Raw genomic sequence first — 14254 nt, forward strand, 5'->3', positions numbered from 1 at the left:
ACTCAACGTGGGAGGTGTTGATGGTGATACCACGAGCTTTTTCTTCTGGTGCGTTATCGATCTGGTCGAATGCACGAGCAGAACCACCGTAGGTTTTAGCCAGAACGGTAGTGATTGCAGCGGTCAGAGTGGTTTTACCGTGGTCAACGTGGCCGATAGTACCAACGTTAACGTGCGGTTTTGTACGTTCAAATTTTTCTTTAGACACGGCTATATTCCTTACTATTGTGCCCTCCCCTTGTGGAGAGAGCACGGGATCATTGTGTTAAAAGCGTTGGCTTATTTGCCACGAGCTTCGATTACGGCCTGAGCAACGTTGTTAGGTGCGTCATCATACTTCAGGAATTCCATGGAGTAAGATGCACGACCTTTGGTCAGAGAACGCAGCTGAGTTGCGTACCCGAACATTTCAGACAACGGAACTTCAGCATGAATCTGTACGCCAGTAGCGTTAGATTCCTGGCCTTTCAGCTGACCACGACGACGGCTAAGGTCACCGATAACGTCACCGGTGTTCTCTTCCGGAGTTTCAACTTCAACCTTCATGATAGGCTCAAGCAGAACTGGTTTAGCTTTCTTAAAGCCATCTTTGAAGGCAATAGAAGCGGCCAGTTTAAACGCCAGTTCGGAGGAGTCAACGTCATGGTAAGAACCGAAGTGCAGACGCACGCCGAGATCTACAACCGGGTAACCCGCCAGTGGACCAGATTTCAGCTGCTCCTGGATGCCTTTATCAACGGCAGGGACGTATTCGCCAGGAATTACGCCGCCTTTGATGTCGTTGATGAACTCGTAACCTTTAGGGTTAGAGCCCGGCTCCAGTGGGTACATGTCGATAACAACATGACCGTACTGACCACGACCACCAGACTGCTTGGCGTGTTTACCTTCGATATCGGTAACTTTAGCGCGAATCGCTTCGCGGTAAGCAACCTGAGGTTTACCGACGTTCGCTTCAACGTTGAATTCACGCTTCATACGGTCAACGATGATGTCGAGGTGCAGTTCACCCATACCGGCGATGATGGTCTGGTTAGATTCTTCATCAGTCCATACGCGGAATGATGGGTCTTCTTTAGCCAGACGGCCCAGAGCCAGACCCATTTTTTCCTGGTCAGCTTTGGTTTTTGGTTCAACGGCGATGGAGATTACCGGCTCTGGGAATTCCATACGCTCCAGAATGATAGGCGAATCTGGATCACACAGGGTGTCACCAGTAGTTACGTCTTTCAGACCGATAGCAGCCGCGATGTCGCCCGCGCGAACTTCTTTGATCTCTTCACGTTTGTTAGCGTGCATCTGAACGATACGGCCAAAGCGCTCACGAGCAGCTTTAACGGAGTTCAGCACGGTATCACCGGAGTTAACAACGCCGGAGTAAACGCGGAAGAAGGTCAGGTTACCAACGAACGGGTCAGTTGCGATTTTGAATGCCAGAGCAGCAAACGGCTCGTCGTCAGTTGCGTGACGCTCAGCCGGCGTGTCTTTACCGTCATCCAGAATACCGTTGATTGCCGGTACGTCGGTTGGTGCTGGCAGGTAATCGATTACCGCATCCAGCATCGCCTGAACACCTTTGTTCTTAAATGCAGAACCACAGGTAACCAGGATGATTTCGTTGTTCAGAACGCGCTGACGCAGAGCTTTCTTGATTTCTTCCTCGGACAGCTCTTCGCCGCCCAGGTATTTTTCCATCAGCTCTTCAGAGGCTTCTGCAGCGGACTCGATCAGGTTCTGGTGCCATTCGTCAGCCAGGTCCTGCATGTCAGCTGGGATATCTTCGTATTCGAAGGTAACGCCCTGATCTGCATCGTTCCAGTTGATGGCTTTCATTTTCACCAGGTCAATAACGCCGGTGAAACCTTCTTCAGCACCAATCGCCAGCTGAAGCGGAACAGGGTTCGCGCCCAGACGGGATTTGATCTGGCCTACAACTTTCAGGAAGTTTGCACCCATACGGTCCATTTTGTTAACGAACGCGATGCGTGGAACTTTGTATTTGTTAGCCTGACGCCATACGGTTTCAGACTGTGGCTGAACACCACCAACTGCGCAGTAAACCATTACTGCACCGTCAAGAACACGCATGGAACGTTCTACTTCGATGGTGAAGTCAACGTGCCCTGGGGTGTCGATGATGTTTACGCGGTGCGGTTCATACTGCTTAGCCATACCAGACCAGAATGCAGTAGTTGCAGCGGAGGTAATGGTGATACCACGCTCCTGCTCCTGCTCCATCCAGTCCATGGTTGCAGCGCCGTCATGAACTTCACCGATTTTGTGGTTTACACCGGTGTAGAACAGAATACGTTCGGTAGTCGTGGTTTTACCGGCGTCGATGTGTGCACTGATACCGATGTTACGGTAGCGTGCAATGGGTGTTGTACGAGCCATTTGATTCCTCTATATCCTGGGACGTTCAAGTTAAGTAACCCAAAGCGGGCAGCTTCATGAAGCGCCCGCTTGGGTAACACTACGAAGGATTTATTACCAACGGTAGTGAGCGAACGCCTTGTTGGCTTCAGCCATACGGTGAACGTCTTCACGTTTCTTCACTGCAGTGCCTTTGTTTTCTGCAGCATCAGACAGTTCATTCGCCAGGCGAAGAGCCATGGATTTATCACCGCGTTTACGAGCAGCTTCAACGATCCAACGCATTGCCAGAGCATTACGACGAACCGGACGAACTTCAACTGGAACCTGATAAGTAGAACCACCTACACGGCGGGACTTAACTTCGACGGTCGGACGGACGTTGTCCAGAGCGACTTCGAAAGCTTCCAGCTCGTTTTTACCAGAACGCTGAGCCAGGGTTTCCAGCGCGGTATAAACGATAGATTCTGCAGTAGATTTTTTACCATCTACCATCAGGATATTTACAAATTTAGCCAGCAGCTCTGATCCGAACTTAGGATCCGGCAGAATTTTACGCTGACCAATCACGCGACGACGTGGCATAGGAATACTCCGTTGTTAATTCAGGATTGTCCAAAACTCAAAGAGTTTATTTTGACATTAATTTAAAACGTTTGGCCTTACTTAACGGAGAACCATTAAGCCTTAGGACGCTTCACGCCATACTTGGAGCGAGATTGCTTACGGTCTTTAACGCCGGAGCAGTCAAGCGCACCACGAACGGTGTGGTAGCGAACACCTGGCAGGTCTTTAACACGACCACCACGGATCAGGATCACGGAGTGTTCCTGCAGGTTGTGACCTTCACCGCCGATGTAGGAGGTGACTTCAAAACCGTTAGTCAAACGCACACGGCAAACTTTACGCAGTGCGGAGTTTGGTTTTTTAGGAGTGGTGGTATATACACGGGTACATACACCACGTTTTTGCGGGCAAGCTTCCAGCGCAGGCACGTTGCTTTTTGCAACTTTGCGTACGCGTGGTTTGCGAACCAGCTGGTTAACTGTTGCCATTAAATAGCTCCTGGTTTTAGCTTTTGCTTCGTAAACACGTAATAAAACGGCCTCATATAATATGAGGACGCAGAATTTTAGGGCTGAGCCGAAAAGGTGTCAAGAAATATACAGCGATCCGCCCTCACCAGGCGAACTGCTGGCTATGTTTTATCGTTAATCTGACGAAGTCAGTATAGCCGACACGCTCAATTTTGGACGAAATTTGAGCAGAGAGGCCACGAGCCTCAACATCTTCTTGCAGAGCGCTAACAGTAATGGGGGCGGAAAGCAGTAATTCAAGCGCCCGGCTGCCATTCAGCGCGGCAATCACGCCGTCTTCAATCAGCAGTAAATCGTCACCAGGCTCGGCATAACGCAGAATCTCGGTGATATCACACTGGAAGGGCGACTGACGTAAGGTATGCAGCATAGGAGCCTCAGAAGGTAAGTACCACATCGTACTGATTCAGTTTTTCCCGAAGCGCATCAGGCTCAAGCGCTTTCGCATCAATAACCCAGGATGCCTGACCCGAAAGCCCTCTTTCCCTTACTGAGGCAGCGCAAAGGAAACACTGCTCAATATCGTACAGCGGCAAAATGCGGAAAGTGGCAATGTAGTCCCTGCCCAACACTTTGGCAGGCTGCTGCCCCGGCAGCAGCTGTAGAACGCCATCGCCAACAAAGAACACGCCGATATCTTCTGACAGGGCCGACGTCGCCAATAATGCATCCAGCCCTTCCCGGCCAGCCGTGCAGCCGTGCGGCGCCGATCGAAAAACAAAAGCGACACGTTTCATTAGAACTGCACCATTCTTTCGCAGGTAAGCGCGGATTCTGCCAGCGCCCCGAGGCCACTAAGCGTAAAGCCTGGCTGGAGATTACTCACCTTGAGCCCCAAAGATTTGGCCTGCTCTTCATCGGTCACACCGCGACGCAATGCCGCAGCCACGCAAATATGCAGTGCCACACCGTGCTGCACGCTCAGGCTCTGCCACTCGCGGACAAGATCAACTTCGTCGCTTGCCGGGGCGGTCAGCTGATTGGCGTTATAAATCCCTTCACGGTAGAAAAAAACGCTCTCCAGCGAATGTCCTTCCGCCAGCAACGCCCGGGCAAACAGCAATGCACTGCTTGCCTGCTGCGTCCCATAAGCCGGGCCAGTAACCATCAAGGCAAAACGCATTACTTATCCTGACCGAGGAAGTCGCCGTTTTTGAACTGGCGAATGTAGAGATAAACGGTATGTTTGGAAATGTTCAGCCGATCGGCAACCTGGTTGATGGCATCTTTGATGTCGAAGATCCCTTTTTCATAGAGGTTGAGCACTATCTGGCGGTTCTTGGCGTTATTTGAGACGTTACGGTCGGCATTCACTTCTTCAATCGTGAATTCCAGCGTTTGCATCACCAGATCCTCCACGGAGGACGCAAAGTTTACCGAAGACGGCACTTCCTGATCCTGAGTTTCCGGTGGAATAAAGGTCGACATGATCTGGGAGAACGGCACGTCGAGGTTCATGTTAATGCAAAGCAAACCAATCACACGCTGGTCGCGGTTGCGAATCGCGATTGTCACCGACTTCATCAGAACACCGCTTTTTGCGCGAGTGAAGTAGCATTTAGAGACGCTGCTGTCAGCACCGGTCATATCGTGCAGCATGCGCAAGGCCAGATCGGTAATTGGCGAGCCTATTTTTCGCCCGGTATGCTCACCATTAGCGATACGAATAGCTGAACATTTCAGGTCCTGCAGGGAGTGCAGAACGATTTCGCAATGGGAGCCAATCAGCATCGCTAACCCGTCCACGACCGCTTCATAGGATTTTAATATTTCGAAGTCGGTTTGTTCAAAAGGACGCTGGTCCAGCAAATCAAGTTCACTGGTTTCGTTGGTTAAAAGCGAATTGGACATGAAAAAATACCACCCTCTCAGATTGATGACAAACGTCCGGACAACGGGGTTCTCGGGCGTTTGGGGTAAATCAGCAGACTTCGTCCATTATTTTTATTGCTGCAAATTGAGCGTGTTATGGATAAAAGACGTTGCCAGCAATTTACTCTAAAGAGAGCCTGTCGCGCTTTGATGGTGTCAGGGCAGACTCATACTCGGTTGAAACGCTGCCCGCTAAGGTAATACAACGTAAGATGTGCTTTCCAGTCTTTATTCTCCTCATTACGCGTGGGGGGAATAAACGCTGGTGCCAAAAACAAAACCGCCGCCCGGTGGGCGGCGGCTCAAACGACCTGCTAATTACTTGCTTTTGGCTGCGTCAGCGGCTTTAGCATCTGCAGCAGCGGCTGGCTTAGCGTCAGCTTTTGGCGCTTGTTTAATGTCCAGCAGCTCAACTTCAAACACCAGCGTAGAGTTAGCAGGGATCCCCGGCACGCCGGTTTTGCCATAAGCCAGCTCTGGTGGAATAACCAGCTTGATCTTGCCGCCTTTCTTGATGTTTTTCAGGCCTTCGGTCCAGCCTGGGATCACGCCATCAAGGCGGAAGGACAGTGGCTCACCGCGGGTATAGGAGTTATCAAACTCTTTACCGTCGATCAGCGTACCTTTGTAGTTAACCACAACGGTATCGGTATCCTTCGGCGCATCACCGGTACCGTCTTTCTCAACTTTATACATCAGGCCGGTAGAAGACGTTTTAACGCCTTTCTCTTTGGCGAAAGCATCACGGAAGGCTTTGCCTTTGTCCGCGTTCTCTTTAGCGTCTTTCTCCATTTTCTCCTGAGCGGAGGCTTTTACGCGAGTCTCGAACGCCTGCAGAGTTTGTTCGATTTCCTGGTCAGACAGTTTGCTCTTATCCGCAAACGCATCCTGTACGCCCGCGATCAGTTGAGCCTTGTCCAGGGTGATCCCCAGTTTCTCTTGCTCTTTCAGGGAGTTTTCCATGTAACGCCCGAGCGATGCGCCTAGTGCATAGGCAGCTTTCTGGTCGTCGTTCTTAAAGACCGCTTTGCTGTCAGCCTGAGCCGCAGGTGCATCTTTCGCTGCAGCAGGCGCCGCAAAAGCAGGGGCATTAAGGGCAACGGCCATTGTGGTCGCCAGAAGCGTTACTTTAAATAATGATTTCATCCATTTCTCCAAGGGCCGGGGCCTCTCACCCCAGGGTTTCAAATAAGCTAAGTGACGTACTATAACGTCGTGAAAGAAATCTACACAATCTCTCAGCGAGTTATCGAGTCAAATTGAGATTCTTTTTGTTTAAAGAAGTTTCCTTCAACGTGCTTCTGCGCTGTAAAGCTGGGTCATTTTCAGTAAAATCACCGCATATTGTCCATCGCGCAGGCAAAAGAGGAACCGCCATGCACACTAAATCCACCGAACAACGGCTGGAAGATCTCGAGAGTCGTCTCGCCTTTCAGGAGATTACGATTGAAGAGCTGAACCAGACCGTGACGGCGCACGAGCTTGAGATGGTCAAACTTCGCGAGCATTTCCGCCTGCTGGTTGAAAAGCTCAAGGCCAGCCAGCCGTCGATGATCGCTTCAGAGTCCGAAGAGACGCCACCGCCGCATTACTGAATAACAGACGTAAAAAAGGCCGCTAATGCGGCCTTTTCTCTTTCACAGCGATCAGTGGCAACCACAGCCGCCGTTACCGCAACCACCTTTACCATGCTCGTGACCATGGTCGTGATCGTGGCCGTGACCACCGCAGCAACCATCGTGATCGTGGTCGTGATGATGGTCGTGCTCACCGTGAACGTGGCCATGGGCCAGCTCTTCAGCGGTCGCTTCGCGGATAGCAACAACTTCCACGTTGAATTTCAGGTTCTGGCCGGCCAGCATGTGGTTACCGTCAACCACAACGTGCTCGTCTTCCACTTCGGTAATTTCGACCGGCACTGGACCCTGATCGGTTTCCGCCATAAAGCGCATACCAACCTGCAGCTCGTCAACGCCCATGAAGACGTCTTTCGGTACGCGCTGCACCAGGTTTTCGTCGTACTGACCGTAAGCGTCGTTCGCGCCCACTTCAACGTCAAACTTGTCGCCAACTTCGTGACCATCCAGCGCCGTTTCCAGGCCAGAAATCAGGGAGCCGTGACCGTGCAGGTAGTCCAGCGGCGCGCTCACCGGAGACTCATCGACCAACACACCGTCTTCTGTACGTACCTGATAGGCCAGGCTGACCACCAGGTCTTTTGCTACTTTCATGATATCTCCTGAACGAGCGTAGGGAAAAAACTGGCGCCGATTGTAGCGGAAATCTGCGCCGCTGTACCCTCTAGCTTAAAAAAAGCTGCTCCATCTCGCTAGTCGGGATGAAAAATCCCTATCACTTGCTCCTGCTCGCGAACGTGCTCGCGAACCTGCTTGTCGGCCTCTCGCATCTGATGGCCACACTTTACGCACTCAACGATATCAACGTTGTTCTCGCGCCACAGCGCGAGAGAATCCTTAGCCTGGCATTTGGGACAAACGGCCCCGGCAATAAAACGCTTACGCACTGACATTGGCTTCACCCTTATTCAAATTCGTCCCAGCCGTCCAGCTGCCGACGCTCTTGCTGCATTTCACGTTCAAAAATATCTTCCAGCTCACGCCGGGCTTCCCGCACCCTGGAAATCTGCGCACTGTCCGTGTGAATTGGCATCAGTTCACGCAGCATACGCATATCCAGTCGGCGGAAATGTAATTGAGCCCGGTGCGCCTGATGAGGATGCATACCCAGCGTGAGCAAGGCCTTACGCCCAAGTTCAAGGGCGCTGGAGAAGGTTTCACGCGAAAAGAGTTTAACCCCGGCCTGCAACAATTCATGTGCCTCAACGCGGCCGCGAGCACGCGCCAGTATGGCAAGATGTGGAAAGTGTTGTTGACAGAGGTGAACTATCCGCATCGTATCTTCCGGCTCATTGCAGGTGATAACAATGGATTTGGCCTCTTCCGCCCCCGCCGAACGCAACAGTTCCACTTCCGTCGCATCGCCGTAATACACTTTATAACCGTATTTTCTCATCAGGCTTACGGCGCTGATATCCCGTTCAAGAACGGTGATACGCATCTTATTCGCCATCAACAGGCGGCCTATCACCTGACCAAAACGCCCAAATCCGACGATGATAACCTGCGGATGATCGTCCTCAACGTAAGGCGTCTCCTCTGTTTCCTCGCCCGGATTAAAGCGCCGGGCAAGAATCGCATCCACACCTTTCATCAGCAGCGGCGTGGTCATCATCGACAGCGTAACCGTCACCAGCAGCAGCGGCATTTGATCGCCCTGGAACAGCTTCTGTGAGGCCGCCGCGGAAAACAGCACGAAGGCAAACTCGCCGCCCTGGCTTAGCACGCCGGCAAACTGCAGCCGCTCAGAGCTGCGCAAACCATACACCCGCGACAGGCCATACAAAATGGTGGCTTTCACCGCCACCAGCGCAACCACGCTCACTGCAATCCACAGCAAATGGGTGAACAAAACGCCCAGGTTCAGTGCCATGCCAACAGAGATAAAGAACAGCCCCAGCAGCAGGCCTTTGAACGGATCGATAGCAATCTCAAGCTCGTGGCGATATTCACTTTCCGCCAGCAGCACGCCAGCCAGGAACGTCCCCAGGGCCATAGAAAACCCAAGCGCATCCATAAACAGCGCCGAGCCAAGGACCAGCAACAACGAAGCCGCGGTAAAGACTTCACGCACCCCGGACCCGGCAATAAAGCGGAAAACCGGGCGAAGCAGATAGCGCCCGCCCAATAGCATGCCGATAAACGCCAGCGCCTTCAGGCCGACTTTAATCCAGTCGGTATGATCGTCGCCGTTCCCGGCCAGCAGCGGCACCAGCGCCAGCGCCGGGATCACCGCCAGATCCTGGAACAGAAGGACCGAGAAGCCTAGCTGACCGGATTCGCTGCGGTTCATGCTTTTATCGCGCATCAGCTGCAGCGCCATCGCCGTGGAGGACATTGCAAGGCCGATGCCGCCCACCACTGCCGCCTGCCAGGAAAAATTCGTCAGCATCAGCAGGCCCGCAAGCACCACCGCGCTGAGAATCACCTGCGCCGCCCCAACGCCAAAGATAGAGCGCCTCAGTTGCCACAGCTTCGATGGATTCAGCTCCAGGCCGATGATAAACATCAGGAACACCACGCCCAGTTCGGAGAAATGCAGGATTTCATCAACATCGCTGATAAACCCTAAGCCCCAGGGGCCAATGGCGATACCTGCCAGCAAATAGCCCAGCACGGCGCCAATACCTAAACGTGCGGCAACCGGGACAGCAACAACCGCCGCGAAGAGAAACAACACCCCCGCCAACAGTAAATCAGAACCTTCCATCAGCGGCCTCCCATCGACAGCGGATTCGCCAGCCACTCACCATAGGCTTTCGCATGGCTTTGCAGCTCCAGCTTAGACTGGCGGCGAGCCCAGTAAACGATAATCGGCATCAGCCAGTGCATCTTGCACATCGCCGCAGTGAGCTCAAAAGGTCGTAAAATTTCGGTTAAGGGGAAGCGGTTATAGCCGTCATAGCGATAGGCCCCTTCCGGCTCGCCGGTGGTGATCACGCTGCGCCAGTACTTTCCCGCCAGCGCGTTGCCTCCGATGCCGCTGGCAAAGTCCCGGCTAAGGACGCGATCCATCCACTCTTTCAGCAACGCAGGGCAGCTGTAGGTATAGAGAGGGTGTTGAAAAACAATGACATCGTGCTCCAGCAGCAATGACTGTTCGTGATAAATATCGATAAAGAAATCGGGATAGTGCGCGTAGAGATCGTGCACGGTCACATTTTCAAGCTGCAGAGCCGGCTGAAGCAAAACCCGGTTAGCCACCGAGTCCTGGGATTCCGGATGGGCATACAGCAGCAAAACTTTCGGCGGCTGCGACATCATTACCCTCCAGGGCGTCGTCATAGTCATTATTTTGGGCTACCATGCAGCCCGACCTGTTGCCCAGGCGACATGTTAACGAATTACAATGACAATTTAACATACTCTGAACATACGGCGCTTTATGATTGTTTTCTCCTCGTTACAAATTCGTCGCGGCACTCGCGTTCTGCTGGATAACGCCGCCGCCACCATCAACCCCGGGCAAAAAGTCGGCCTGGTGGGTAAAAACGGCTGTGGAAAATCCACGCTGCTGGCGTTGCTTAAAAACGAGATAAGCGCCGACGGCGGGAGCGCAAACTTTCCCGGCAACTGGCAGCTTGCCTGGGTGAATCAGGAAACGCCCGCCCTTGCGATGCCGGCGATAGAGTATGTGATCGACGGCGACCGTGAATTCCGCAAGCTGGAAGCCGAGCTAAACGTCGCCAACGAACGCAACGACGGTCACGCCATTGCGCTGGTTCACGGCAAGCTGGACGCGGTAGATGCGTGGACCATTCGCTCACGCGCCTCCAGCCTGCTGCACGGTCTGGGCTTCAGCAATGAACAGCTGGAACGCCCGGTAAGCGATTTCTCGGGCGGCTGGCGCATGCGTCTTAACCTTGCCCAGGCGCTGATTTGCCGTTCCGACCTGCTGCTGCTCGATGAACCAACCAACCACCTCGATCTGGACGCGGTCATCTGGCTGGAGCGCTGGCTGAAAAGCTACCAGGGTACCCTGATTCTTATCTCTCACGACCGGGACTTCCTCGATCCGGTGGTCGATAAAATTATCCACATCGAACAGGAAAATATGTTCGAGTACACCGGCAACTATTCGTCGTTTGAGATCCAGCGCGCAACTCGCCTGTCTCAACAGCAGTCGATGTACGAAAGCCAGCAGCAAAAAGTGGCCCACCTGCAAAGCTTTATCGATCGCTTTAAAGCTAAAGCGTCCAAAGCTAAACAGGCGCAGAGCCGCGTGAAAATGTTGGAGCGCATGGAGCTGATTGCCCCGGCTCACGTCGATAACCCGTTTCACTTTAGCTTCCGTGCGCCAGAAAACCTTCCCAACCCGTTGCTGAGGATGGAAAAGGTCAGCGCAGGCTACGGCGAGCGAGTGATCCTCAACTCCATCAAGCTGAACCTTGTTCCTGGCTCGCGTATTGGCCTGCTGGGCCGAAACGGGGCGGGTAAATCCACGTTAATCAAACTGCTGGCCGGTGAATTACTGCCGCTGCAGGGCGATATTGGCCTCGCCAAAGGCATCAAGCTCGGCTACTTCGCCCAGCATCAGTTGGAATACCTGCGCGCCGATGAATCGCCGCTTCAGCATCTGGCTCGTATTGCCCCACGCGAGCTGGAACAGCAATTGCGTGACTATCTGGGCGGCTTTGGTTTCCAGGGCGATAAAGTCACGGAACAAACGGCGCGTTTCTCCGGCGGTGAAAAAGCCCGGCTGGTGCTGGCGCTGATTGTCTGGCAGCGCCCTAACCTGCTGCTGCTCGATGAGCCGACGAACCATCTCGATCTCGACATGCGCCAGGCGCTGACCGAAGCGCTAATCGACTTTGAGGGCGCGCTGGTTGTGGTTTCGCACGACCGCCACCTGCTGCGCTCCACCACGGACGATCTCTACCTGGTGCACGACGGCAAAGTGGAAGCTTTCGATGGCGACCTCGAGGATTACCAACAGTGGCTGAGCGACCTGCAAAAACAGGAGAATCAGCCCGCTGAATCAGCGAAGGATAACGCCAACAGCGCCCAGGCCCGCAAGGACCAGAAACGCCGTGAGGCCGAACTTCGTACCCAAACTCAGCCGCTGCGCAAGCAAATTACCCAGCTTGAAAAGCAGATGGAAAAGCTGAACGCTCAGCTTGCAGAAGTAGAAGAGAAGCTGGCAGACAGCGCTATCTACGACCAGAGCCGTAAAGCCGAGATGAACGAATGCCTGCAAACGCAGGTAAAAGTGAAGTCGGCGCTGGAAGAGTGCGAGATGGAATGGCTGGATATTCAGGAACAGCTTGAACAGATGCTGCAGGGCGACTAAACGCTAACGCTTCCCTCTCCTCGCGGGGAGAGGGTTTGCCCTCAACGCCAGATAAGCAGCACGCAGGCGGCGGTTAACACGCCCATGCTGACGTTGAAAATAGCCCAGGAGCGACGGCTGCGCAGGAACAGGCCAATCAGGCTGCCAAAGGCTATCCAGATAACCCCGGCCACAATGTTCACCAGCGCAATCCCTACGCTAATCATCGCCACGGAATGCAGGTAGGCTGCGCCCGCCAGGCTGAAACTGGCTACCGCGCCCAGCGCCATCAGCCACGCTTTAGGGTTAATCACCTGCAGCAGGCCACCTTGCCAGAAAGGTACCGGAGACGGCGGGGCCGCATCCGTTTCCAGGCGCTCGTATTTCGCGGTGCCAATTTTCCAGGCCAGCCACAAAAGGTAAACGCTCCCGGCAATCTTCAGGATAAGGTGCAGAGCGGGGTAAAGCAGGATTAAGCTGCCTACGCCGAAGGCAACAAGCACTAAAATGCACTGCATCCCGAGCATGATGCCAATCATCAGCGGCAGGCTGCGGAAGAAACCGTAATTCGCCCCGGATGCGGTAAGTAGCGTATTATTAGGGCCAGGTGTGATGGCGGCGACCCAGAGAAAGCCCAGCATCGAAAGAAAAGGCGTTAAGTCCATGAATTGGGTGCTCCACACCCGAAGAATAATTAGCGAACTAAACGAAACTAACAGTGTGATATGGCCAGTACAAGTCCTTTAGAATTGAATATTCATCATGATGAAGGTGACGATTTCCGCCCGATGCGCGGACTCAGTAACCCGCATCTGCAAACCATGATCCCACGTTTGATTCGTCGTCGAATCAATTTCAAACCCCACTGGCAGCGGCTGGATATGCCGGACGGGGATTTTGTCGATCTTGCGTGGAGCGAAGATCCGCAAACCGCTATGCACAAACCTCGCCTGGTCGTGTTTCACGGACTCGAAGGCAGCCTCCACAGCCCGTATGCTCACGGCATGATAGAAGCGGCGAAAAAACGCGGCTGGCTGGGCGTGGTGATGCATTTTCGCGGCTGCAGCGGTGTGCCGAACCGTAAAGAACGCATTTATCACTCCGGCGAAACCGAAGACGGCACTTACTTCCTCGAATGGTTAAATCAGCGCTACGGTGAAGTTCCCACCGCCGCAGTTGGTTTTTCTCTGGGTGGTAACATGCTCGCCTGCCTGATGGCAAAACAGGGCGCTGCCTGCACGCTGAAAGCCGGCGTGATTGTTTCCGCCCCGCTGATGCTTGAGCAGTGTTGTTACCACATGGAGCAGGGCTTCTCGCGCGTCTATCAGCATTACCTGCTGAATCTGCTGAAGAAAAATGCCGCCCGTAAGCTGAAGAGCTACCCTGGCTCGCTGCCAATCGACCTCCGCAAGCTGAAAAGCCTGCGCCGCATTCGCGAGTTCGATGACTTAATTACCTCGAAGATCCATGGCTTTGCCGACGCGCTGGACTACTATCGCCAGTGCAGCGCCATGCCGCTTTTACCGGAAATTGCCGCTCCGACGCTGATTATTCACGCCAAAGACGACCCGTTTATGGATCACCACGTCATCCCGGATCGCGAAACGCTGCCGCCCAATATCCACTACCAGCTCACGACTTACGGCGGCCACGTTGGCTTTGTCGGCGGGACTCTGCTGCGCCCACAGATGTGGCTTGAGCAGCGCATTCCCGACTGGCTAACCCGCTTCCTGGACCACTGAAATGATCATTCCCTGGCAAGATCTCGACCCTGAAACGCTCGACAATTTGATTGAATCTTTTGTATTACGGGAAGGCACCGATTATGGTGAGCAGGAGCGCTCGCTGACGCAAAAAGTCGCCGACGTGAAGCGCCAGTTACAAAGCGGCGAGGCCGTGCTGGTTTGGTCTGAACTCCATGAAACGGTGAACATTATGCCGCGCGGGCAGTTTCGCGGCTGACCGCTGACTGGCAGGGTGATCTATACTGGCTGAAAAGTATAACA

The 14254-nt window shown here is 53.6% G+C and carries 18 protein-coding genes; 4 read left to right on the top strand and 14 right to left on the bottom strand.

Going from position 1 to position 14254, the window contains the following annotated elements:
* The 9 genes from F3J28_RS17845 to fkpA form a co-directional block, all read right to left on the bottom strand.
* Positions 1 to 208, bottom strand: a 208-nt coding sequence (locus tag F3J28_RS17845) for a GTP-binding protein (RefSeq protein ID WP_021242225.1), incomplete at its 3' end; no start/stop codon positions are given.
* Between the two features lie 71 nt (positions 209 to 279).
* Entirely contained in the window at positions 280 to 2394 is a 2115-nt protein-coding gene (fusA, locus tag F3J28_RS17850; RefSeq protein WP_008457107.1) for an elongation factor G, read from the bottom strand.
* 93 nt (positions 2395 to 2487) lie between these two features.
* Positions 2488 to 2958, bottom strand: a complete 471-nt coding sequence (gene rpsG, locus F3J28_RS17855; protein ID WP_008457106.1) for a 30S ribosomal protein S7 — start codon at positions 2956 to 2958, stop codon at positions 2488 to 2490.
* A 95-nt stretch (positions 2959 to 3053) separates the two neighbouring features.
* On the bottom strand, positions 3054 to 3428 hold the full coding sequence (rpsL, locus tag F3J28_RS17860; protein ID WP_008457105.1) for a 30S ribosomal protein S12: 375 nt from the start codon (positions 3426 to 3428) through the stop codon (positions 3054 to 3056).
* Between the two features lie 124 nt (positions 3429 to 3552).
* Entirely contained in the window at positions 3553 to 3840 is a 288-nt protein-coding gene (gene tusB / locus F3J28_RS17865; RefSeq protein WP_166878376.1) for a sulfurtransferase complex subunit TusB, read from the bottom strand.
* A 7-nt stretch (positions 3841 to 3847) separates the two neighbouring features.
* Complete coding sequence (tusC, locus tag F3J28_RS17870; protein WP_166878378.1) at positions 3848 to 4207, bottom strand: sulfurtransferase complex subunit TusC; 360 nt, start codon at positions 4205 to 4207, stop codon at positions 3848 to 3850.
* The gene (tusD, locus tag F3J28_RS17875; protein ID WP_166878380.1) at positions 4207 to 4593 is read right to left on the bottom strand and encodes a sulfurtransferase complex subunit TusD; all 387 of its coding nucleotides are present in this window, start codon (positions 4591 to 4593) and stop codon (positions 4207 to 4209) included. The genes tusC and tusD overlap by 1 nt, the downstream gene beginning before the upstream one ends.
* On the bottom strand, positions 4593 to 5321 hold the full coding sequence (locus tag F3J28_RS17880) for a helix-turn-helix transcriptional regulator (protein ID WP_008457101.1): 729 nt from the start codon (positions 5319 to 5321) through the stop codon (positions 4593 to 4595). Before F3J28_RS17880 ends, tusD begins: the two co-directional genes overlap by 1 nt.
* A 339-nt stretch (positions 5322 to 5660) precedes the next feature.
* Positions 5661 to 6488 (bottom strand): FKBP-type peptidyl-prolyl cis-trans isomerase, encoded by an 828-nt coding sequence (fkpA, locus tag F3J28_RS17885; RefSeq protein ID WP_166878382.1) that lies wholly within the window; start codon positions 6486 to 6488, stop codon positions 5661 to 5663.
* Between the two features lie 230 nt (positions 6489 to 6718).
* Between fkpA and F3J28_RS17890 the strand changes: the two genes are divergently transcribed.
* Positions 6719 to 6937 carry a protein SlyX gene (locus F3J28_RS17890; RefSeq protein ID WP_008457099.1) on the top strand — a complete coding sequence of 73 codons (219 nt, stop codon included), beginning with the start codon at positions 6719 to 6721 and terminating at the stop codon, positions 6935 to 6937.
* Between the two features lie 51 nt (positions 6938 to 6988).
* Here the strand turns inward: F3J28_RS17890 and slyD are convergent, their stop codons facing one another.
* From slyD to kefG, 4 genes are all read right to left on the bottom strand, one after another.
* Positions 6989 to 7573 (bottom strand): peptidylprolyl isomerase, encoded by a 585-nt coding sequence (gene slyD / locus F3J28_RS17895; protein WP_039288330.1) that lies wholly within the window; start codon positions 7571 to 7573, stop codon positions 6989 to 6991.
* Positions 7574 to 7671: 98 nt separating this feature from the next.
* Positions 7672 to 7872, bottom strand: a complete 201-nt coding sequence (locus tag F3J28_RS17900) for a YheV family putative zinc ribbon protein (protein ID WP_016538480.1) — start codon at positions 7870 to 7872, stop codon at positions 7672 to 7674.
* Between the two features lie 11 nt (positions 7873 to 7883).
* Positions 7884 to 9689 (bottom strand): glutathione-regulated potassium-efflux system protein KefB, encoded by a 1806-nt coding sequence (gene kefB / locus F3J28_RS17905; RefSeq protein ID WP_008457096.1) that lies wholly within the window; start codon positions 9687 to 9689, stop codon positions 7884 to 7886.
* On the bottom strand, positions 9689 to 10240 hold the full coding sequence (gene kefG / locus F3J28_RS17910) for a glutathione-regulated potassium-efflux system ancillary protein KefG (RefSeq protein WP_205247250.1): 552 nt from the start codon (positions 10238 to 10240) through the stop codon (positions 9689 to 9691). The genes kefB and kefG overlap by 1 nt, the downstream gene beginning before the upstream one ends.
* Before the next feature lie 124 nt (positions 10241 to 10364).
* On the opposite strand from kefG, the gene F3J28_RS17915 reads away from it, so the two are divergent.
* Positions 10365 to 12269 carry an ABC transporter ATP-binding protein gene (locus F3J28_RS17915; protein WP_166878386.1) on the top strand — a complete coding sequence of 635 codons (1905 nt, stop codon included), beginning with the start codon at positions 10365 to 10367 and terminating at the stop codon, positions 12267 to 12269.
* 41 nt (positions 12270 to 12310) lie between these two features.
* On the opposite strand, the gene F3J28_RS17920 is transcribed toward F3J28_RS17915, so the two are convergent.
* Complete coding sequence (locus F3J28_RS17920; protein WP_166878388.1) at positions 12311 to 12913, bottom strand: LysE family translocator; 603 nt, start codon at positions 12911 to 12913, stop codon at positions 12311 to 12313.
* 60 nt (positions 12914 to 12973) lie between these two features.
* Between F3J28_RS17920 and F3J28_RS17925 the strand changes: the two genes are divergently transcribed.
* Both F3J28_RS17925 and F3J28_RS17930 read left to right on the top strand, forming a co-directional pair.
* A complete protein-coding gene (locus tag F3J28_RS17925; RefSeq protein WP_008457087.1) occupies positions 12974 to 13990 on the top strand; it encodes a hydrolase in 1017 nt (338 codons plus the stop codon).
* 1 nt (position 13991) lies between these two features.
* Positions 13992 to 14210, top strand: a complete 219-nt coding sequence (locus F3J28_RS17930) for a YheU family protein (RefSeq protein ID WP_008457083.1) — start codon at positions 13992 to 13994, stop codon at positions 14208 to 14210.
* Positions 14211 to 14254 lie beyond the last annotated feature (44 nt).

Source organism: Enterobacter sp. Ap-1006 (assembly GCF_011752835.1).
Lineage (GTDB): Bacteria > Pseudomonadota > Gammaproteobacteria > Enterobacterales > Enterobacteriaceae > Cedecea.